This is a genomic window from Vibrio sp. SCSIO 43153 (assembly GCF_023716625.1).
Lineage (GTDB): Bacteria > Pseudomonadota > Gammaproteobacteria > Enterobacterales > Vibrionaceae > Vibrio > Vibrio rotiferianus.
Genome location: NZ_CP071855.1, coordinates 1,708,894 through 1,729,906 on the forward strand (window position 1 = coordinate 1,708,894; position 21,013 = coordinate 1,729,906).

Below are 21,013 nucleotides of genomic sequence, written 5' to 3' on the forward strand. Positions count from 1 at the left end.
GGCATCTTTTAGCAAAGAGATGTAAAAAAGCCCCAAGCATAAGGCATGCTTGGGGCTTTTTATCTTTAGACTTCTATTTTTGGGCTATGAGAGCGTTAGCCTTCAATGCCTCGAGATTTTAGGAACTCAGAGTAAGTACCTTTAAAGTCTGTGATTTTACCATCGCGGATTTCGATGATACGTGTTGCTAGTGAGTCTACGAATACACGGTCGTGCGATACGAAGAACAATGTGCCTTTGTACTGCTCTAGTGCCGTGTTCAATGATTCGATCGATTCCATATCCATGTGGTTGGTTGGTTCGTCCATTAGCAGCATGTTTGGTTTGTGCATCATTAGCTTACCAAGCAGCATACGACCTTGCTCACCACCAGACAGTACTTTTACTGACTTCTTGATGTCATCTTGACCAAACAGCATACGACCTAGGAAACTACGAACCACTTGCTCGTCATCGCCTTCTTGACGCCATTGACCCATCCAATCAGTTAGGTTCAGGTCTTCTTCGAAGTCGTGTGCGTGGTCTTGCGCGTAGTAACCGATGTTCGCATTTTCAGACCATTTGAACTCACCAGTACGTGGTTCTAGTACACCAGCAAGTGTGTTTAGTAAGGTTGTTTTACCCACACCGTTCTCACCGATGATTGCAACGCGCTCACCGACTTCAAAAATCGCATTGAAGTTAGCAAACAAGTCGTCTTCAAAACCTTGGCTTAGGTTTTCAACAATCAGAGCGTTACGGAATAGCTCTTTAGACTGTTCAAAACGAATGAATGGGTTTTGGCGGCTAGACGCTTTCACTTCGTCCAGTTTGATCTTGTCGATTTGCTTAGCACGAGATGTCGCTTGTTTTGCTTTCGATGCGTTTGCAGAGAAACGTGCAACGAACGTTTGTAGCTCAGCGATTTGTGCTTTCTTCTTCGCGTTGTCGTTTAGCAGACGTTCACGAGCTTGAGAAGCCGCTGTCATGTACTCATCGTAGTTACCTGGGTAAACACGTAGCTCACCGTAATCCAAGTCAGCCATGTGCGTACATACTGAGTTTAGGAAGTGACGGTCGTGCGAAATGATGATCATTGTGCAGTTACGCGCGTTTAGCGTGTCTTCCAACCAACGGATAGTGTCCATATCCAAGTTGTTCGTTGGTTCGTCAAGAAGCATTACGTCTGGGTCAGCAAATAGAACCTGAGCTAGAAGCACACGAAGTTTCCAACCCGGTGCAACTTCACTCATTAGACCGAAGTGTTGTTCCATTGGAATACCCACAGCAAGAAGAAGCTCACCCGCTTTCGCTTCTGCCATGTAACCGTCCATTTCCGCGAACTGAACTTCTAGGTCAGCCACTTTCATGCCGTCTTCTTCGCTCATTTCAGCAAGTGAGTAGATGCGGTCACGCTCTTGCTTCACTTCCCATAGCTCTTTATGACCCATGATTACTGTATCGATTACAGTGAATTCTTCGTACGCAAACTGATCCTGGTTCAGTTTTGCAACGCGCTCGTTTGGATCGTAGCTTACGTTACCACTTGTTTGTTCAAGCTCACCGCTCAGGATTTTCATAAAGGTTGATTTACCACAACCGTTAGCCCCGATTAAGCCGTAGCGGTTACCTTCGCCGAACTTAACTGAGATGTTTTCAAATAGCGGCTTAGCGCCAAATTGTTGAGTAATATTCGCTGTGGAAATCAAAACCTTTACCTTAGCAATTCAAGTTTATTAGGAAAAACCGCGCAACGTTACTGCTTAAGGCTACACACTTCAAGTTTTGTTTTTATTAATTAATGAGAAAAAGCATTCTTTAGCAGGCTGTTTTTTGAGATTTGGCTAACATAAACCTTGCTACTAATAAGCGCTCCTACCCTAACCGACTCAAATCTGAGACATAAATTCGTCATGACCAAGCATTGACATACTCCATGAAATTAGGTTTATAGTGCGTCCCCTTTTATCATTCCCGTACGCTATGCCTTTTTTAAGCATCAGTTTATCAAGGGAAATCGCAACATCGTGCACGGTCATTGGGTAAAACTCGCATATCGCGATAAAGCAACTACACTAACTCTAACCTTATAAGTTTTAAGAGAATTTTATGCATTTCATGGCGCGCATTTTAATGCTAGTCGGTCTCGTGCTTTCTTTACCTGCTCACGCTGAGTGGGAGTACGAATTCCAACCTGAGCCTCAAATCCTCCCTGTGGCGCAAGAGATCACTCAGGAGATCAACAAGCTGCCAGAACCTTTATTTATGTCTGACCAAGACAAACGTAAGGTCAACCAACTGCTCAATGCAGTAATGAGTGAGCAGCGCAAACAAACCCTTATCTTTGCTCAACACTTAAAGACATTCCGTGAATCTGGTGAAGACAAAGAATGGTTTGAGACGCAATCCAGTTACCTTACGGTCAACAGCCTAGGTCAAAGCAAAGAACGTTTATTAGAGCTTACCGACCCTATCACGCACGACAAATTGACCGGTTTTGGTCCTTATGGTGTTACGCAGTTTAAGCAAGAGTGGCGTCAAACTCAGCTTAACGTTGAATACTTGGTGTTCTTCCAGATTCGTTCTTTCCAATCTTTGATTAAAGAAATTCTGATTTCACCGATTCCGGTCGTTTGGGCTGGCATCAAAGTGTTGTTTATCTACTTCGGTTTGGTGTGGTGGTTAACCAATAGCAAGCGCATCATTACCCTATTCCGCGAAACGCAGCTAGATAACGTTGCCAAACCGCCAATTTGGGTTCGTTTGATTTGGTATATCAGCCGTGCGCACAGAGCAATAGCTTGGTTGATTTCGATTACGCTCTCGCTTCGAGTGCTATCAGAAATCCCAAGCTTGCAGCATTTGATCATTCTAGAAATCTTCACTTGGTGGGTTCTAGGTGGTTCTATCGCAATTAGCTTTATTCTCGAGTTCACTTATCGCAATAGCCGCAGCACTAGCCAAGAGGTGATTGCCCTACGCCTTTCAACCATTCGTCGTTACGTTTGGAGCGCCATTGTTGCTGGCGTGATTCTGCAAATCTCGATTCGCACGCTGGGTAAAGGCACCATTTACTCGTGGATCTACAGCGCGCTGTTCTTCTGGTTTGTATTGGTGACGCTGTCGGTATTGCGACTATGGCGTAAAAAGGTATTTGAAGTCGCGGAGAAGCTCTCTGATCGTCCTGTTTGGGTAAACTGGTCAATCCGTCGTAAAGATACCTTGTTGCTAAGCATCATCGGTACGGCTATTTGTGCTGTGTGGATTATGCTGCACAGCTTTAAACACCGCATTGTCGCAATGTTGTCTAACTACACCATGTTTAGCCAAGCGCTGGCGTACTTGTTCCGAATCGAAGTTGCCAAACAAACTGGTAATAACGGTGGTGATACCAATCTCGTAAGAATCAAAGGCGAGCAAACGTTCGAATATATTCTTCCAGGTAGCGAAGACAGCGAGTTGGTCGAGTATGCCTCTGACGAAATCAAACAACTGTCTAAATACCTACTGACAGATAGCCCTGCTGTGTGTGTGATTTCTGGTGAACGTGGCGTTGGTACAACAACCTTCCTGCGCACTATCCTGAACAAAGTGAAGAACGCCGAACCACTTTATCTGAACTGTCCATACGCAGGTTACAGTGAACTACTAAAAGAGCTGGCACTACAACTTGGGTTGGAAGAAGACGCTTCAGAGATTCAGGTTCTTGCGCATTTACGTAAGAGTGATACGCCTTACCTTATCGCAGTTGATAACGCCCAGCGCCTAGTTAAGCCAATGGTAGGCGGTTTAAGCGGTTTGATTAAACTGACTAACCTACTTCGCCGCTCCAAGAAAAACCACCGCGTTGTGATGGCGATTGAGAAAGCAAGCTGGCGTTTCGTCGACCGTGCTCGTGGCGAGCGTTTGTTGTTTGACTGGGTGGCGTTTATGCCGCGCTGGAGTGAAAAACAACTGTCTGCGCTGTTTGATACGCGTATTAACCAAGAGATTGAGAACCCAGTGACGTTTGATGGTCTTGTCGTCCCTAAGCAATGGGACCAAGAAGACATCACGGAAGAAGAACGTGCGAAACAAGGTTTCTACCGTATTCTGTGGCATTACTCAGATGGTAACCCGACAGTGGGCTTGCGCTTTTTCCGCTTGTCTCTGCGTCAGGATAAAGAGACGCAACAAGTGGTGGTTCGATTGTTCCACGCACCAGAGTCTCAAGAGCTAGAGAAAATGCCGAAGCCAATGCTGGCCGTGCTGCGCTCAATTGTTCAGCTTGAAGTGGCGTCGCCGGAAGAGCTTTCTGAGTGTACTCAGCTGAGTATTGCGGAAGTGATTGGTACTCTGCGCTACTTCCAAAGCCGCGGCTTTATTGAGTGGAGCGAAGACAAAGCTCGCGTGTCGGATCACTGGTTCCGTCACATTACCAACGTTCTCGACCGTCAACATTTATTGGTGAAATAACGATGAAAAAACTACTCACCGTATTAGCGTTATCGCTATTAAGCACCTCTGCATTGGCAACTGAAGAGATCGCGAGTGTGGATAATATCTCGCAAATCGCTAGCCTAATTCGCTGGAGCGGCGTGTTCTTCTCTGTCATTGTGATTGCCTCAACGTGGCTATTGCTTAAGTTCATGAACTCGATGGTAGAAAGTATTGGTAGCCAATTCGTGCAATACCGCATGGTGCTGCAAAAGCTTCAATCTTTCTTGCAGTTCTTTATCTACTTAACCGCTGGTTCTGTCGTGTTTATGATGAGCTTCCGTATTAACGATCAAATCCTTGCTTTGATTGGTGGTACGTTAGCGGTTTCGGTTGGTTTCGCATTGAAAGACCTAGCCGCATCCTTCATCGCGGGTATGACGGTTATGGTGGATCGCCCGTTCCAAGTTGGTGACCGCGTCACGTTCGAAGGTAACTACGGCGATATCATTGCGATTGGTTTGCGCTCTGTGCGTATGCGCACCCTAACCGATGACATCATTACGATTCCAAACAACAAGTTCTTGAGTGAAGTTGTCGTCAGCGGTAACTATGGTGCACTGGATATGCAGGTGGTGATTCCGTTCTATGTAGGCATGAATGAAGACATTACGTTAGCGCGTGACTTGATTCAGGAAGCGGCGTCTTCAAGTCGTTATATCCACCTACCTAAGCCAGTTACGGTGCTTGTGAAGCAGACTATTACTGATAACTACTTGGCGATTCAGCTAACGTGTAAGGCTTATGTGGTAGACACCGCCTACGAGAAGCTGTTTGAAACCGACATTACTCTGCGTGTGATGAAAGAGTTCAAGAAGCACGGTATCAATCCTCCGAAGATTGCGGTACATACGGGTTAATTCGATGTATTCCTCTCGCGTTTAGAGAAGGACAGATACAAAAAGGGTCAGTGATTTGCACTGACCCTTTTCTTTGCGCGTTAGCTAATTGGAATCGCCGGTTAAGCGATATTCGTTACCTCAAGCAATAGTTCGGCTTTCTTTGGCAGGTAGATACTGAACGTACTGCCTTTACCCCATTCCGATTCGGCTTTTAGCTCGCCGCCTGTTTGACTAAGAATACTTTGCGAAACAGAAAGCCCTAGCCCAGTACCGTCGCGTTTAGTGGTATAGAATGGCGAGAAAATACGACTCAAGTTTTCTGGCTTAATACCACAACCTTCGTCGGTGACATGAATCGCAGCACCTTTCAATTCGCTGTCTTCAATCCAATCTTCACTCACAACGGTTAGCTTGCCTTTACCGTCCATCGCGTGAATGCCATTCATCTGCAAGTTCACCAGAATCTGCAACAAGTGGTGGCGATTGATCTCAACCGAAGTATGGGCTTGTAAATCGGTGACAAACTCGATGTCGCGCTTTTTAGTGCCGGTTTTAACCAGCGTGATGCTCTCATCAATGATTGGATTCACGTGCTGCCACGTAATTTCGTCTTGTACACCACCCTGACGGCTGTATTGCAATAAGCTGCGAGTGATATTGCGAATACGGTCAATTTGAGCGTGAATGGCGTCAATCTCTTCCTGAACGCGGCTTGCCTCTTCACCTAGCTCAAACTGAATCAATTCAACGTTACCCAGAATCACTGCGGTTGGGTTGTTAATCTCGTGAGCAATACCCGCTGTTAGTTCACCAAGCGCCGCAAGCTTTTCATTTACAACTAGCTTGTCTCGTGTTTGGTTAAGTAGTTGAATATGCAGCTCTAGCTCTTCCGTTTTATCTTTTAGACTGGCGGTTCGCTCTTGGACTTTACACTCTAATTGTGCTGCTGAGTTTTTCAGTTCTAGCTTTTGTTCTTCTAGCGCGTCCAACATATTATCGAACTGCCGAGCCAACTGTGCCAACTCATGATGTTCATCTAAACCTAATGGACCAATACGTTGTTCTTTACCTAGTTGGACCAACTTCACGACCTTGTAAATACGTTCTATTGGACGAAACAAATCCCGTGAACCACGATACACCATCACACCAGAAGCCAATAAAAGCACCAAAGTAATGACGCTGATTTCGACAATGTTGGTCATGTATGCCTTAACAAACGGCCACATCAGATAACCAGTGTAAAGCATGCCAATGACGTTATCATACTGGTCTTTGATAGGTTGATATGCCGTAATGTACCAAGCATCGTAAACGAACGCGCGGTCGACCCACTGCTCACCTTCATCTAGAACTTTGTTGTACACCTCTGAACTGACTCGTGTGCCGATCGCACGCCCTAAACGTTGGTCACTATCTAAAGGAACATTGGTACTAACACGAAGATCATCCAAAAATACCGTCAGAGTTCCCACCGGGCGCAGCCTGTCGTTATCGTTCAAATAGATAAGATCACGAATTTGATCGACCAGCACCGTGCTGTTATTAAGCAGCAGTCCCCCATCTAAAAAACCAAGTAAGTCATTATGCTGGCTATAAACAGGGATAACCGTTCTACTCACTAAGCCACGAGCTTCTACGCCGCCATTTTTCAAAATAGGCACTTCAGCGCGTTTAGCGAGTTCTGGGTCAAGCTTCTCCAGCTCTTTTCTATCCAGTACATCGAAGAAAGATTCACGCTTGGTTAAATCCATAAAGTGGAACTTGTTTTCCATCGAGTTCACACGCTGAAAGGATAAAAAATCCAACGCGTAGCGTTTCTTCTGCTCGGTCACCCACGTTTGCAGTTGCGCTTGTGGGACATTTTGGTTCACTCGTGTACGGAAATCATATGAATCCGAGAACGCTTTAACGTAATTCGCTTGCTTTTGTTGCAGCAGCGTAATGCTGTTATTCGCAACGCCCAAACGCTCAGACACATCTAATAGCGCGTTTTGCCACGTATAGTGAATAGACCAATAGATCGTAATACCAATAAGGGCTATCAGCGTTAGGAAGATTGGCGCAGACGTTAAAATCAACAGTCGATAACGGACCATAGTTTTAAATCGATATGTCCATTTCGACATTCCTTTGTGTTGCTGCCAACTATTACTCGGCATAATCCTCGTCCTCGGAATCCCACTCTTTGTATTTGCGCTCTAGCGTTTTTCGTGCCACTCCTAAGTCTCGAGACGCTGCTGACTTATTACCTTCGTGCAAATTAACCAATTGTTGAATATGCGCTTTTTCTACTTCTTTTAAGGTCCAAGAGTTTGGATAGCCTTCCCCAGAGAACGATTTACCTTCTTTGAACGTCGGAAGCTCTTCGCTATGTGACACGGTAATCGAGACGTTAGGCAGAGCATGACCGCCATTGAGTTCACGCCAGTGATGCGCCGGCGGTTTACCTAACAAAATACAGCGCTCAATTAGGTTTTTAAGCTCTCGAATGTTGCCCGGCCAATCGTATTCGCTCATTGCTTCCATATCTTCATGCGCCCACTTCGGTGCTTGCATGCCAAGTTCACTGGTCAGCATATTGCTAAAGTACGGCACCAGTTCAAACAAGTCGGTTTTACGCTCACGCAGAGGTGCGACTTCAATTTTTAACACGTTTAAACGGTAATAAAGGTCGCTTCGGAAATTACCTTTGTTGACTTCTTCTTGTAAGTTGCGGTTGGTCGCCGCGACAATGCGCACATCGATACTGATTTCACGCTCTGAGCCTACAGGGCGAATGGTGCGTTGCTCTAACACACGCAGCAGTGACGCTTGCATGGATAAAGGCATTTCACCGATTTCATCAAGGAATAATGTGCCGCCATTGGCTACGCGAAATAGACCTTCACGTGATTTCTTCGCTCCGGTAAAGGCACCTGAGGTGTGACCAAATAGTTCACTCTCTAAAAGCTCCGGCGCTATCGCACCACAGTTAAGTGGGACAAATGGACCAGTGCGCCCACTTGCTTGGTGAATGCCTCGCGCGACCAGTTCTTTACCCGTGCCCGACTCACCTTCAACTAGGACAGACGCGCGAGACGGTGCAAACTGAGCAATCATCTGTTTAAGTTGACGCGTTTTCTCTGAGCCACCAATAATCTCTGAGGTATGATGACGCTGATAGTCACGCTTCATCGCGTATTGCATGCGCTCGTTTAAGCGGCGATCCATACAACGACTGACCGCTTTCAACATCTGTTCTAGGTTAAATGGCTTGAGAATAAAGTCCGATGCGCCGAGCTGAAGTGCTCGAATCGCGATTTCTAAATCCGCGTAACCGGTCATGAAAATAACATCGGCGCGTTTGTCGTCATCCTCAAAGGCTTCCTCCCATTCAATCCCAGAACGCCCTGGCAAATTGATATCCAACAGAATCAAATCGTAGTGGCGCGAGTTACGTAGCTCTTCCGCTTCTTCAATGCTGCCCGCTGTATCGACTTGCGAAAACAGTTTGCCCAGAGCCTTTTTAAGGATGGCTTGCATACCGAGTTCATCATCAACGACCAGTACTGAAAAAGCGTTGTATTGTTGGTTTGTACTAATATGGGATTGAGTAGACATATTTACCCCAGTTGGATTCGAATGGGACAGAGTGTACCAAGTTTAAACAGAGATACCCTACAAAAAGTGCGACATTTTGTACCAACGCAAATTTTTATGCAAATAAGTCCATGAATTAGCGCATAAATCAAACATTTTGAGCTTGTAAAATGTTGGCATCTTGTTTGCTATATGGATTGTCCAAGTGGTCTCAGGATGCGGGAGACATCAACGCGCAACCATCGCACCTCACTCCCTCACCCTAAGATGACTTGAGATATGAGCGCACTATGACGCTCTGGCGACTTCTTTAGTACCCCAAGACTTAAGAAGCCAAAGAATCATTGGAAAGGAAACAACTAAAATGAAAAAAATTGCGCTGACTCTAGCTGCAACGTCAATCACTCTTGTAAGCTACTCTGCATTTTCAGCTCAAGAAGGTGAACACATCCGTCTGGCTACGACAACAAGTACTTACCACTCTGGCTTACTAGACTACCTACTTCCTCAATTTGAAAAAGACACTGGCTACAAAGTGGACATCATCGCTGCAGGTACTGGTAAAGCACTGAAGATGGGTGAAAACGGTGACGTTGATTTGGTCATGACGCACGCGCCTAAAGCAGAAGGTGTGTTCGTTGAAAACGGCTACGGCGTCCTTCCACGTAAACTGATGTACAACGACTTCGTTATCGTTGGTCCAAAAGCTGACCCAGCACAGGTGAAAGACGATGCGTCAGTGCTAGACGTATTCAAAGAGATCGCAAACAAAGACGCGACTTTCATCTCTCGTGGCGATGATTCTGGTACACACAAAAAAGAACTGGGCATCTGGGCGCAAACTAAGATGGAACCAAACTTTGGTGGCTACCGCAGCGTAGGCCAAGGCATGGGCCCTACTCTAAATATGGCGTCAGAGATGCAAGGCTACACCATGACTGACCGCGGTACATGGCTGGCTTACCAAAACAAACTGGATCTTGCGATTCTATTCCAAGGCGACGAAAAACTGTTTAACCCGTACCAAGTGATTTTGGTTAACCCAGAGCGTTACCCAACCATCAACTACCAAGGTGCGAAAGCATTCAGTGACTGGTTGGTGAACCCACGCGGTCAGGAGCTGATCAATGGCTTCCGTCTGAATGGTAAACAATTGTTCGTGGCGAATGCTGAGAGCAAATAACGCAATATGAATCTTGCTGATACAACACTAGAAGCCCTGCGCTTACTGGTGAATTTTGATGCAGACCTATGGGAGATCGTTGCGGTCTCCTTTAGTGTTTCTATTACGGCAATATCTTTGGTGGTATTGCCGTCTATTTTGATGTCCTTTGTCTTAGCCTACACCGACTTTCGTGGTAAATGGTTCTTGCTCTCCATTGTGAACACTTTACAGGCGGTGCCAACAGTAGTCATAGGTTTGCTGCTGTATATGATGCTTTCAAGAGCTGGTCCTTTGGGAGATTGGCAAATGCTGTTTACGCAAAAAGCCATGATCTTAGGGCAAATGATCGTCTGTTTCCCGGTTTTGGTTTCCATGATGCACGGCGCACTACAATCTAGTGACCGTCGCGCAGTTGAAACTGCAATCACACTGGGTGCCTCAATGCCACGTATCGCTGCTACTATGATCTGGGAGACACGTTTTCCTTTATTGGCGGCAATCATCGCGGGATTCTCACGAATCGTCACCGAGGTAGGCTGCTCGATGATGGTTGGTGGTAATATTATGGGCGTGACCCGCAATATTCCGACTGCCATTGCTATGGAAAGTAGTAAAGGTGCTTTTGCGCAAGGAGTTGCATTAGGAATTGTATTATTATCTCTAGCGTTAGCGCTCAACTTTCTCTTATCTAGTATGAGAGGCAAAGGTTATCTAAGAACATGAAGCAAGCAATCGACTCGCCATCATCCCAATATAAGGGTGTATTATGACTATAAAAATTACCGCCGAGCAATTGTCCATGCGCTTTAAAGAGCGCGTGCTTTTTCACATTCCTGAATTGGCTATTGGTCCAAATGACGCGATTTACCTTAAAGGCGACAACGGTGTTGGTAAAACTACCCTACTCAAAATCCTAGCTGGCTTGCTAAAGCCTTCCACGGGCAAAGTGGTTGCACCTAAAGACACTTGGCTTAAAAAGTGGACGCGTCGTAGTGGTCGTGTTGATGTGATTTATCTCCATCAATCTCCTTACCTTTTTGACGGCACTGTATATGAGAACGTCGTTTATGGAGTTAAATATCAACAAGACTCGGCAAAAGATAAGCGAGCTCAAGTTATTAGTGCGCTGCGCATGGTAGGGTTAGAAACCTTAGCCGACGAACACATCTCTGTATTGTCCGGCGGCGAAAAACAACGCGTAGCAATGGCACGAGCTTGGATCTTAAAACCATCGATTTTGTTGATGGACGAACCAAGTGCCTCTCTTGACCAAGAGTCGATTGAACGTCTGGTCATCATGGCAAAAGATCTGCTTGATCGAGGTTCTAGTATTGTTGTGACTAGCCACCAAGCTAACGCGTTGACGGATTTATGTAAAAAACAGTGGTGGATTAAAGACAAGACTTTGGTAGAGTCTCCAATCTTGTATGTCATACCAAAAGAAACATCCCAAGAGAACGCATATGCTTCAGCCAACACAAACTAGTTGGGTCATTTTAGCTGGTGGTCAAGCCAGCCGTATGGGTGGAAAAGACAAAGGCCTGATCGAACTGAATCAGAAACCACTCATCGAACACGTTATCGAACGTTTATCTCCGCAAACACCGCGCATTCTAATCAATGCAAACCGAAACCAAGACGCCTATCGTGCGTTTGGTTTCGTCTTCAGCGATCAATTCAAAGATTTCCCAGGTCCGATGGGTGGTATCCACGCGGGCTTGGTTCATGCAGAAACCGATTGGGTTGGCTTCGTCCCTTGTGACAGCCCACAAATTAACACCGATCTTGTTGAGCGTTTTTGCCACGCGGTAAAAGAAGACACCGATATTTTGGTTGCTCATGATGGCGACCACCAGCAACCCGTCTTCACGCTTTACCACAAGCGCGTACTGCCAAAACTGACTGCGTTTTTAGAACGTGGCGATCGTAAGATCATCCTACTCTACAAAGAGTGCAACACCAGTTACGTTGACTTTAGCGACTCACCAAACTGTTTCGTCAACTTAAATACTCCAGAAGAACTGGCGCAATTTGGACAACTAGAATCATGAAACACACGCTAAACATCCCTATTCTTGGTTTTGCTGCCTACTCTGGTACAGGCAAAACTACGCTACTTGAAGCCTTGTTACCGAAGTTAACCGAAGCGGGTTTACGCATTGGTATGCTAAAACACGCACACCATAACTTTGACGTCGACCAACCGGGCAAAGACAGCCACCGCCTACGTAAAGCGGGTGCATCGCAAATGCTGATCTCTTCTCGTAACCGTTTTGCGCTGATGACAGAAACGCCAGAGTCGGAATCTGAGTTTGATTACCTACTAACGCGTTTCGACGAAGACAAGCTAGACGTGGTTCTAGTGGAAGGCTGCAAAAACATTGCGTTCCCTAAGATCGAATTGCATCGTGAAGAAGTTGGCAAGCCTTGGCTTCATCCAAACGATGACAACATCATCGCCATTGCTTCTGACAGCGGCGAATTGGATTCTGAATTGCCACAAATGAACATCAACGATCTTGAAGCGATTGCTCAGTTCGTTATTCAGTATGTTCAAGAAGCGAAAGCGCCAAAGAGCAAAGAGAAAGAAGCCGCTTGCTGCGATACCCTTTCTCCAGCTTTCCTTTCTGTCGTTCAAGGCCAAGAAAAGATCCTATCTTTGGTGAACACGGTTGCCGAAACCGAATCGTGCAAGATTGAAGATGCGTACGGCCGCGTGCTTGCAGATCATGTTGTGTCACCAGTGAACGTTCCGCAATACACTAACTCAGCAATGGACGGTTACGCCATTCGCGGTGATGACGTCGAGCGCGACAGCTACCAAGTGGTTGCTGAAGTGATGGCGGGTCATGCTTACGATCAGCCTCTGGAAGTTGGTCAAGCGGTTAAGATCATGACGGGCGCACCAACACCTATCAATGGTGATACCGTTGTTATGCGTGAACAAGCTTCCCAAGACGGCGATACGGTTACGTTCAATGGTGCGAGCATCAAAACCGGTCAAAACGTTCGCCAAGCAGGTGAAGACTTAGCAATTGGTAACGATGTGTTCACTGCAGGCACCCGCCTAGCCTCCCCTGAGATGGGCATGATTGCTTCTCTTGGCTTTGGTGAAACGAATGTGTTCCGCAAGTTAAAAGTTGCTGTGTTCTCTACCGGTGACGAAGTACAAGCGCCGGGTACAGAACAGAAAGCGAATTCAATCTACGACTCAAACCGTTTCACTATCATGGGCATGTTAGAGAAACTTGGCTGCGAAATTTTGGATTTCGGAATTCTAGAAGACAACGAGCAGTTGATGATTGAAGCGCTCGAAAATGCTTCTGCGCAAGCCGATGTAGTGATGACTTCTGGCGGTGTATCCGTTGGCGATGCAGATTACATTAAGCTGGCATTGGATAAACTGGGGCAAATTGATTTCTGGCGTATCAACATGCGTCCTGGTCGTCCGCTTGCGTTCGGTCAAATCAACGATAAACCTTTCTTTGGTTTGCCGGGTAACCCTGTTGCCGTGATGGTTTCATTCATCAATTTTGTTGAACCAGCGCTGCGTAAGATGCAAGGCGAACAAGGCTGGAAGCCACTTAAAGTCAGCGCCATTGCCACAGAAAATCTGCGCTCTCGCCAAGGTCGTACCGAATTTAGCCGCGGTATCTACGAGCTAGACGAAACAGGTCGCCTAACGGTTCGCACAACGGGCAAACAAGGTTCTGGTATTTTACGTTCAATGAGTGAGGCAAACTGTTTAATCGAAATCTCCCCTGCTGTTGATACAGTAAAAGCAGGAGAAAGCGTGACAATTATCCCGCTTCAAGGCAGAATCTAGACCAATTCAGAATTCAAAGGTCAGCATGTCTGGCCTTTTTATTGATTACAGAAAAATTTTTCAGAGAGACAGCTATGGCTCGCACCATTCTTTACACTTACAAAGACCAAGACAAAGAACTGACGTTCTCGTACCAGCAACACCGCAACATTCAAGAAGCGGTTGCAGAAGCAGAAGGTATCGACATCACTGAGTTCCTAAAGATGGAGCAACAAATCGAAGCAGTATCTGACACTAAAGCTGTGCGCAACTACCGCGACAACTACTTCAGAAAATTAGGCTTTAGCAAAATCACCCTAGCTCAAAAAGAAAACTTGGGCGTAGGTAAAAAGAACAAATAAGCCTAACCAAATAGGTCAAAGCAAAAAACTCGCGATTCGTCGCGAGTTTTTTATGCATGAAATCCAAGGGTAAGGCTTTATAACTGAGGCTCAACAATCACAAACTGGTTCGTTCCTGCAATTGGCGCATACCAATCACTGCCTTGGACATAGAAAGTCGCCCCATTAACGGTCACCGTAGTCGCTTCATTTGGCAACACATCGACTATCTTACCTGCCATTCCCTTATTTGCTACGACAGTGCTACTCGCTGTATTCACTTCGCTCTTTACAGAGACCGGTGGTTGCTCAACGTAAATGTACTGATCGCCACTTCGCTTGTAATAGACATTATCAACCACTGCATAAGTGATCCCCGCAATCACTAGGTACGTCGCGGTTCTTGGGATCTTGTTGTAATGATAAACACGGTGAACAGGTGCTTTATAAACGGGACGATAAGCAGGTTTAACTACCACCACTTTCTTTACGTGTTTTTGGGGCTTAGGTGCTGGCGGCTTTGCAAGCGTCGGCGAGACCATACCAACTAAAGCGATACTAAGAACACCATACCGAAATCTTAATGAGTTGAACATCTTCATTCCTACTGTTCATGGAAGCAATGGAAACAGCTTATCAATCACGAGTTCAAGAGACGTAAATGAAGCGTAAAACTGGGTAAAGATAGCAACGGCATAACAACAATAAAAAAGCCTCGCTTACCTTAAAGGGAAGCGAGGCTTTCAATCTTTGTCTTAAATGTTTTCTCTTAATGAAAACTCTGACGATTACTTGATATTTAGGAACGCAGCACCACGTACACCGCCTGAATCACCATGTTTTGCTTTGATGATCTTCGGACATTTCGCTACAGAAAGTAGGTACTTAGGAATACGTTTTGGCATCTCTTCGTAAATCAGTTCGAAGTTAGATAGACCACCACCCAACACAACTACATGTGGGTCAGTTGCAGTAAATAGGTTCGCAAAACAGATTGCGAGAAGCTCCATAAAGCGCTCAACGTGTTCAACCGCTTTTGCTTCGCCTTCTGCGTGTGACTTAATGATGTCGATCGCTTTCTTCTCTTCGCCGTAGTAATGCGTGTAAAGAAGTTCGAAACCACGACCAGATAGGTAGCTATCTAGACAGCCTTTCTTATCACAACCACAACCTAGTAACGGTGCGTTTTCACCTAGGTGGAACCAAGCATCAAGGGGAAGACGGGTATGACCCACCTCACCTGCTACGTGGTTACGACCAGAGAACACCTTACCTTCGTAGATGAAGCCGCCACCAAAGCCAGTACCAAGGATTAAGCCAAGTACCGATGGCTCGTCTTTGAGTTCCTCATCCCACGCTTCTGAAAGCGCAAAACAGTTTGCGTCGTTTTCGATTTTTACGCTGCGGCCAATTTTTGCTTCTAGATCCGCACGAAGTGGTTTACCTTTCGCCGCAGGTACGTTAACCGTTAGTACCGTTGCGTCATCGGCATCTTCCATACCAGGAAGACCAAGACCAATCGTACCTTCACAACCAAATTCAGCATCGTATTTGTTTACTAGACCTGCGATGGTTTCTACCAGCAAATCGTAGTTGTCTGTTGGTGTTGGTACACGTTCTGTTGCTACACGCTCAAGTTTATCGTTAAACGCACCAAACTCGATTTTAGTGCCACCGACATCAAAGCCGTAATACATGCAATTCTCTCCTAAAATGCTCAAACGACTCCCAAAAAATGCTGGAGTCAAAAATATAAACTTTAGGCATTATCCATATCTGTACGCCTGCAAACCGTGACCGAATGCAGATTTATCCCCTCATTAAAGCCAGTTGAACAACAAGCCATCAACAAAAGTTCATTCCTTAGAGTTAGCTCTCGATTTTAGCCCACTCTTTGAAACGTTTCAGATGCGGTCGAGACCAGTCAGTTTTCACGCGAGTTTTTGTTAGCATGTAAGTTTCACGGAATGCTTCAAACCACAATTGCAAGCACTCTGACGCTTGTTCTTCTCCCGCTTGTTTGAATACTAACGTCGCCACTTCAGCCGTAGATAAATGCTGCTCGTTATCTGAACGACGCATAATGTATTCAGACAGTGATTCCGGCTCAATAGAAAGCACAGGCAAAGATTTAAGAAACTCTGAACGGCGGAAGATCTTGCGAGCTTCACGCCAACTACCATCAATGAAAATCAGCAGCCACTTTTTATCCATGCTACCTTCTTCTGTCGCCAAGCGCTCAGGGTTCAGACCGTCTAACAAGCGTTCTGGCTCATCCACATAGTCTGCAGGGAAGACAACCACAGGTTGATAAGCGTCGTTCTTTAACAGCGCCAGCATCTCTTCAGAAGGTTCTGTGCGATTCCATTGATACACGTAGGTCTCTTGAATCGTATCAGCAATTAAACGCCCGGTATTGCTTGGTTTGAACACTTCGTTTTCCGACACAATCAGCATACACGCGATATCAGATTCGATGTTCGGTTGAATGTCGCACAAACAAAACTGCTCAGAAACCTGACAATATGGACAACGAACCACTTTACAACCACGAGCATTAAATGGCTTCGTTGAGATAGATTGACGGTGCTGGTATAAACGATGGAAAGCGTGGATTCTCATGGATAGAAAGTGCCAGTTGTTAGGGTCTTTATAAAGTAGAGCGCGATTCTACTTGCATCGTCTGTTAGTCTCAAGGAATGCTCGCAAACAGACCGCAATTCACCTTCCTACCTTTCGATGAAAGATACATTGATGTCGTAAGGTCTTAGGAGTTAAGCGAATTAATCAAGGAAATTAGAGTGACTGAAACTGCATTTAACGACCCTTCCTGGCTAAGGCTTAGCATCTTCATTGGTGTGTTGTTACTCTGTACGCTATGGGAAAACAAGCTGCCGAGAAAGAAGCTTACGGTCGAGCGATCATTTCGCTGGTTTAACAACCTTACGCTGGTCGTTTTAAATAGTGTCATCATTGCTATTGTCATGCCTATTGCCGCTTTCCAAGCTGCCATCATCGCTTATGAAAACCAATGGGGTCTACTCAATGCATTCGCCTTACCAACTTGGTTACATGTGCTGATTGCCGTCGTATTACTCGATCTCATCATCTACCTACAGCATTTAGTCTTCCATCGCGTTAAACCGCTGTGGAAGCTTCACCGCATGCATCACTCCGACCTGGATATCGATGTCACCACAGGAACACGATTCCACCCGATAGAAATCATTCTCTCAATGATTGTAAAAATCGCCGCTGTTTTCGCTTTGGGCGTCTCTCCTATCGCCATCGTAGTGTTTGAAATTGTATTAAATGCTAGCGCGATGTTTAACCATAGCAATGCAAAGCTGCCACTGCTTTGGGACGCGAAGTTACGTAAGTTGATTGTGACGCCAGACATGCACCGCGTGCACCACTCTGTCATCGTGCGCGAGACACATTCAAACTTTGGCTTTTTCTTGTCTATCTGGGATCGTTTGTTTGGCACCTACTGCGCTCAACCGGAGTTAGGCCATGATGATGTTGTGATTGGTGTTCCAGAGATTCGCGACAAAGACGAGCAAAGATTGGATAGACTGCTCACCCAACCATTTCGTTACAAGGAAAAGTCTTCCTCATGAGCAGTTCAATAAAGGTGAATGTGTTTGGAAAAATCATGCTTGCTGAATGCAAAGATGGGATTTGGACGCTTTATATCGACTCGGAAACATCAATAAAACGCCCTGTTAGAGATTTTGTCGTGCCGCCCTTTCTCGATGAAGATGAGTTACTGATCTACCTAGATGATATGTATCACGAATATGCGACTACAACTCATCCCAGTGTGTTTCGGATTGAATAAACCAGCTTAACTTCTGTTGCAGGGTTACCATTGGTTGATGAGAATAGCGTCGACTCCTCACTTTGTAGCACTTCAAAGCCGAGTGCTTCAAAAACAACAACATTACCCGTCTCTTCTACACACCAGACGCTCAAACAATTCACCAAATCATATAACTCATACAAAGCCGCAATTAAGCGGCGAGCGATGCCCTGTTTACGAGATGCTCTTTCGACGGCTAATCCCGATAATTGTAGTTCGCTGCTTGTTAATTTGACTTTGATACAAGCAACAACCTTGGTTTCAATATAATAGGCGTAAGTGACCCATTCATCTTTGCCTGAAGTTGGTTTTGCGGTTTTGTTTGGGGAGTAGATTGCTCTCAGTTCATGAAAGCAATCTCTGGAAAGGGATTCGACCGAAGGGTCTCCACTAGAAACGTGTTGAAGCATTTATGCTCTGCTGGAATTAGGCTTTGATCAAATCGCGCTTCTTGTTTGATTGGGTTACGCCAACAAACAAGCCAATAACACCTAACACAATTGACGCAAGCGCTAACATACTCACATCTTGTTGTTTGTTGATAGCAGAGTAAACAAACGCAATCCCAAAAAAGATTGCACCAAAGCTAAAGCCAGAGATCGCTGCGAAAAGTCCAAAGCTCGCAAGATCCTTAACGTTGTTCATAACTCATCCCTGTTAGAAAACAATTTAAAAATAAAATTAGCGGAATATCTGACGAGAGTTTCTAACCCTGTTTGCACTCCATAACCATAACGATGCGGCTAAAGCAAAACCAAAGATCATTGATTGAAGTTGCAAAGGAACTTCATCGCTAAAAAGCCCAAAGTTGTAGTGCGCATATGAGGTAAAGACGACATCACTGCCCATCGTCAGAATCAACATCAATACCCCAGTGCGGCGGTGTTTAATAAGCAAATAGATTGAGAGTAAGTTTAATATCCCTAAACTCGTCCAGTAGCTATTAAGCCATTGCGGCACTTCGGTATATGGCAAGAAACCACCAGTTACGTTGTCATAAATATGTATAACGCTGCCTACAAGCAGATACGAACAAAGGATGAATACTGCAAACTTTTCCTTCATTGTTGGCTTCCTTATCATCGTTTTGATGGCGAATCATACTAGACTATGTGAGATATCAATAATTTGATGTTCATTTTTGAGAGCGATCATGCTTTAAAAACGCCTATTTCAGTCCCAAAGTCACACATTCTCGCGGTTGAACACCAATACCCAAAGAATAGTCGTTCATCAGAAAGGTCGCATAACTACTTAATTAACGTCTATTGAGCCTTTTTCAGCTTGCATGGTGATTGTGTACGGTAAGACCAAGGTGTCGGCAATAGCCGAAAAAACGGTATCGAATACAAAGAACGGCACTCCGCCTAGTTTTTTCCCTCTTCAGATACTGGTAAATCAATCTTACCGAGGCGGATAAACTCACGGGCCTGCTCTAAAGCACGTTGAAAAACAGGATGCGCGTGTGAAGTGATATCTTGCGTAATATCATGCCAAAAGAAAGCGAAATGATGCCCACCATCATCTTTTGTATGAAAAACCCATTGTTCTGGAAGAGCCCCGCACTCACATAAAACAAAATGCCACACTTGCTCTTGGAACTCACTTTCCCAACAGCCTAAATAGCTTGTTCGTTTTACTTGAACAATGCCTGACTCTTCTGTTAGTTCCCTTTTAGCGGCACTTAACAAATCACCATCAAATGATTCGACGGTACCTTTCACCAACTGGATACCAGCAAGAGGATGCTTGAAAAGAAGAATCTCACTATTTTGGTTTCTCAACACCAATGGACATACTTTATCGACCACCAAACCATTCCTTATTTCTTAAACAACGCTTCTTTGCTTCAATTGGATAAAGGTTGAGAGGAGCTATTTCTTCATAGCCAACCCATTTTAACTTGTATTGATTAGTATCCGATCTTCGCTGTTGTTCAGGGCCGCAGCCAAGTCTTACTGTTGGATTGTCGACATACGATAGAAAGTAATGTTCGATTCGCGCTTGATTTCGAATCTCGAACACATGCTCCAACAAATCGAGTACTATGCTTGTCTCTTCCAGAGCTTCTCTCTTCGCTGCCTCAACTATTGATTCATCACTCTCTACTGAACCGCCCGGGAAAACATGATAATTTCTTCCGTCCTTGTTCCTCTCAATGAGCAATAATTGGAAGTTTCGGTTAATCAAAACTACCCCTGCGCGCTGTTGCTTCATCTAAGAGCGCCTCCCTGCGTCACCTATCATGTCTTTGCACAAACCTTATGTGCAACATATTACACAACTTAATAACAACCGTAACGCCTATTGTGAGAGGTTATTGTTTTTAGGTGAAAAAAAACCGAGATAAACTCGGCTTTCTCAATCTTTAGCTCACACCACTTTGTACTTGCTGATAGACAATCAAAAATAAACCTGCAAATACCGCTACTGTCAGTAAAACCTTTAACCAGAGAAACTTCATTATTATCTACTCTTCAGGCGCGTATTGGTCAAAAACTTCTTGAGCTGTCATTTTCTTGCTGTGTGGCTGCAGATCATAGTACGCGGGCTTCTCATCAGTGAAGATCTCTAAGCTTAATTTGAAATCTGGCTCATTAAATAATCCCGCAGAAAGAATATATTCATCCGTTGCCAATAAGTGGTAATAGATATTCGTGCCGCATTCACCACAAAAACCTCGTACTGCCCATTGGGATGATTGATAACGTTTAGGCTCAGCACCGCTAAATCTTACGCCCGGTCCACAATGAACCGCATGCAAAGGTCCACTTGACCACTTTCGACACATGTCGCAATGACAAAAGCTCACTTCATTGTGTTGAGGTGCGGTCACTTCAATAGCGCCACATAAACAGGTTCCTTTCATCGCTGTCACTCCCTATTAAACCTCCATTATTATGGCGTTTTAAGGCGCCCAATTGATGTGACCAATCTAGTCTTTTATTAAATCCAGCCTTG

General features: G+C 45.2%; 23 protein-coding genes. 10 read left to right on the top strand and 13 right to left on the bottom strand.

What is annotated here, in order from left to right:
- Positions 1-95: 95 nt before the first annotated feature.
- Positions 96-1,688, bottom strand: coding sequence for an ABC-F family ATPase (locus J4N37_RS07660; RefSeq protein WP_005427581.1), 1,593 nt, complete (start codon positions 1,686-1,688; stop codon positions 96-98).
- Positions 1,689-2,088: 400 nt separating this feature from the next.
- Between J4N37_RS07660 and J4N37_RS07665 the strand changes: the two genes are divergently transcribed.
- Both J4N37_RS07665 and J4N37_RS07670 read left to right on the top strand, forming a co-directional pair.
- Positions 2,089-4,434: an ATP-binding protein gene (locus J4N37_RS07665; protein WP_252040417.1), complete on the top strand. Its 2,346-nt coding sequence runs from the start codon at positions 2,089-2,091 to the stop codon at positions 4,432-4,434.
- 2 nt (positions 4,435-4,436) lie between these two features.
- On the top strand, positions 4,437-5,315 hold the full coding sequence (locus J4N37_RS07670; RefSeq protein WP_252040419.1) for a mechanosensitive ion channel family protein: 879 nt from the start codon (positions 4,437-4,439) through the stop codon (positions 5,313-5,315).
- 101 nt (positions 5,316-5,416) lie between these two features.
- Here J4N37_RS07670 and J4N37_RS07675 read toward each other — a convergent pair whose 3' ends face one another.
- Positions 5,417-7,459: a sensor histidine kinase gene (locus J4N37_RS07675; RefSeq protein ID WP_252040421.1), complete on the bottom strand. Its 2,043-nt coding sequence runs from the start codon at positions 7,457-7,459 to the stop codon at positions 5,417-5,419.
- The gene (locus tag J4N37_RS07680) at positions 7,449-8,900 is read right to left on the bottom strand and encodes a sigma-54-dependent transcriptional regulator (protein WP_088880806.1); all 1,452 of its coding nucleotides are present in this window, start codon (positions 8,898-8,900) and stop codon (positions 7,449-7,451) included. The genes J4N37_RS07675 and J4N37_RS07680 overlap by 11 nt, the downstream gene beginning before the upstream one ends.
- Before the next feature lie 343 nt (positions 8,901-9,243).
- Between J4N37_RS07680 and J4N37_RS07685 the strand changes: the two genes are divergently transcribed.
- From J4N37_RS07685 to J4N37_RS07710, 6 genes are all read left to right on the top strand, one after another.
- Positions 9,244-10,062 carry an ABC transporter substrate-binding protein gene (locus tag J4N37_RS07685; RefSeq protein WP_010448262.1) on the top strand — a complete coding sequence of 273 codons (819 nt, stop codon included), beginning with the start codon at positions 9,244-9,246 and terminating at the stop codon, positions 10,060-10,062.
- 6 nt (positions 10,063-10,068) lie between these two features.
- Positions 10,069-10,767, top strand: coding sequence for an ABC transporter permease (locus J4N37_RS07690; protein WP_010448263.1), 699 nt, complete (start codon positions 10,069-10,071; stop codon positions 10,765-10,767).
- A gap of 43 nt (positions 10,768-10,810) precedes the next feature.
- Positions 10,811-11,530, top strand: a complete 720-nt coding sequence (locus tag J4N37_RS07695; RefSeq protein ID WP_252040423.1) for an energy-coupling factor ABC transporter ATP-binding protein — start codon at positions 10,811-10,813, stop codon at positions 11,528-11,530.
- A complete protein-coding gene (gene mobA, locus J4N37_RS07700) occupies positions 11,508-12,095 on the top strand; it encodes a molybdenum cofactor guanylyltransferase MobA (protein WP_047479398.1) in 588 nt (195 codons plus the stop codon). Before J4N37_RS07695 ends, mobA begins: the two co-directional genes overlap by 23 nt.
- Positions 12,092-13,870: a bifunctional molybdopterin-guanine dinucleotide biosynthesis adaptor protein MobB/molybdopterin molybdotransferase MoeA gene (locus J4N37_RS07705; protein ID WP_252040425.1), complete on the top strand. Its 1,779-nt coding sequence runs from the start codon at positions 12,092-12,094 to the stop codon at positions 13,868-13,870. Before mobA ends, J4N37_RS07705 begins: the two co-directional genes overlap by 4 nt.
- 74 nt (positions 13,871-13,944) lie before the next feature.
- Positions 13,945-14,211, top strand: a complete 267-nt coding sequence (locus tag J4N37_RS07710; RefSeq protein ID WP_005377584.1) for a DUF2960 domain-containing protein — start codon at positions 13,945-13,947, stop codon at positions 14,209-14,211.
- A gap of 77 nt (positions 14,212-14,288) precedes the next feature.
- Here J4N37_RS07710 and J4N37_RS07715 read toward each other — a convergent pair whose 3' ends face one another.
- The 3 genes from J4N37_RS07715 to J4N37_RS07725 form a co-directional block, all read right to left on the bottom strand.
- Positions 14,289-14,786, bottom strand: coding sequence for a VPA0510 family protein (locus J4N37_RS07715; protein WP_252040427.1), 498 nt, complete (start codon positions 14,784-14,786; stop codon positions 14,289-14,291).
- Positions 14,787-14,978: 192 nt separating this feature from the next.
- A complete protein-coding gene (gene nagK / locus J4N37_RS07720) occupies positions 14,979-15,887 on the bottom strand; it encodes an N-acetylglucosamine kinase (RefSeq protein WP_010448284.1) in 909 nt (302 codons plus the stop codon).
- Positions 15,888-16,059: 172 nt separating this feature from the next.
- Complete coding sequence (locus J4N37_RS07725; RefSeq protein ID WP_138954069.1) at positions 16,060-16,812, bottom strand: tRNA-uridine aminocarboxypropyltransferase; 753 nt, start codon at positions 16,810-16,812, stop codon at positions 16,060-16,062.
- 179 nt (positions 16,813-16,991) lie between these two features.
- Between J4N37_RS07725 and J4N37_RS07730 the strand changes: the two genes are divergently transcribed.
- Entirely contained in the window at positions 16,992-17,810 is an 819-nt protein-coding gene (locus tag J4N37_RS07730; RefSeq protein WP_252040429.1) for a sterol desaturase family protein, read from the top strand.
- Positions 17,807-18,031, top strand: coding sequence for a DUF7661 family protein (locus J4N37_RS07735; protein WP_045389610.1), 225 nt, complete (start codon positions 17,807-17,809; stop codon positions 18,029-18,031). Before J4N37_RS07730 ends, J4N37_RS07735 begins: the two co-directional genes overlap by 4 nt.
- Here J4N37_RS07735 and J4N37_RS07740 read toward each other — a convergent pair.
- The 7 genes from J4N37_RS07740 to J4N37_RS07765 all read right to left on the bottom strand — a co-directional run bounded on the left by J4N37_RS07740 (position 18,004) and on the right by J4N37_RS07765 (position 20,921).
- Complete coding sequence (locus tag J4N37_RS07740; RefSeq protein WP_252040432.1) at positions 18,004-18,462, bottom strand: GNAT family N-acetyltransferase; 459 nt, start codon at positions 18,460-18,462, stop codon at positions 18,004-18,006. The two genes, J4N37_RS07735 and J4N37_RS07740, sit on opposite strands and share 28 nt — an antisense overlap.
- Positions 18,463-18,478: 16 nt before the next feature.
- Complete coding sequence (locus J4N37_RS07745; RefSeq protein WP_038884798.1) at positions 18,479-18,697, bottom strand: hypothetical protein; 219 nt, start codon at positions 18,695-18,697, stop codon at positions 18,479-18,481.
- Positions 18,698-18,733: 36 nt separating this feature from the next.
- Complete coding sequence (locus J4N37_RS07750) at positions 18,734-19,117, bottom strand: hypothetical protein (RefSeq protein ID WP_010448293.1); 384 nt, start codon at positions 19,115-19,117, stop codon at positions 18,734-18,736.
- Positions 19,118-19,306: 189 nt separating this feature from the next.
- Complete coding sequence (locus J4N37_RS25185) at positions 19,307-19,414, bottom strand: YceK/YidQ family lipoprotein (RefSeq protein ID WP_227741912.1); 108 nt, start codon at positions 19,412-19,414, stop codon at positions 19,307-19,309.
- Between the two features lie 5 nt (positions 19,415-19,419).
- Positions 19,420-19,863 (bottom strand): NUDIX hydrolase, encoded by a 444-nt coding sequence (locus tag J4N37_RS07755; protein ID WP_045389604.1) that lies wholly within the window; start codon positions 19,861-19,863, stop codon positions 19,420-19,422.
- Positions 19,853-20,269, bottom strand: a complete 417-nt coding sequence (locus J4N37_RS07760) for an NUDIX domain-containing protein (protein WP_045389601.1) — start codon at positions 20,267-20,269, stop codon at positions 19,853-19,855. Before J4N37_RS07760 ends, J4N37_RS07755 begins: the two co-directional genes overlap by 11 nt.
- 253 nt (positions 20,270-20,522) lie before the next feature.
- Positions 20,523-20,921 carry a GFA family protein gene (locus J4N37_RS07765; protein WP_045389598.1) on the bottom strand — a complete coding sequence of 133 codons (399 nt, stop codon included), beginning with the start codon at positions 20,919-20,921 and terminating at the stop codon, positions 20,523-20,525.
- Positions 20,922-21,013: the final 92 nt, after the last annotated feature.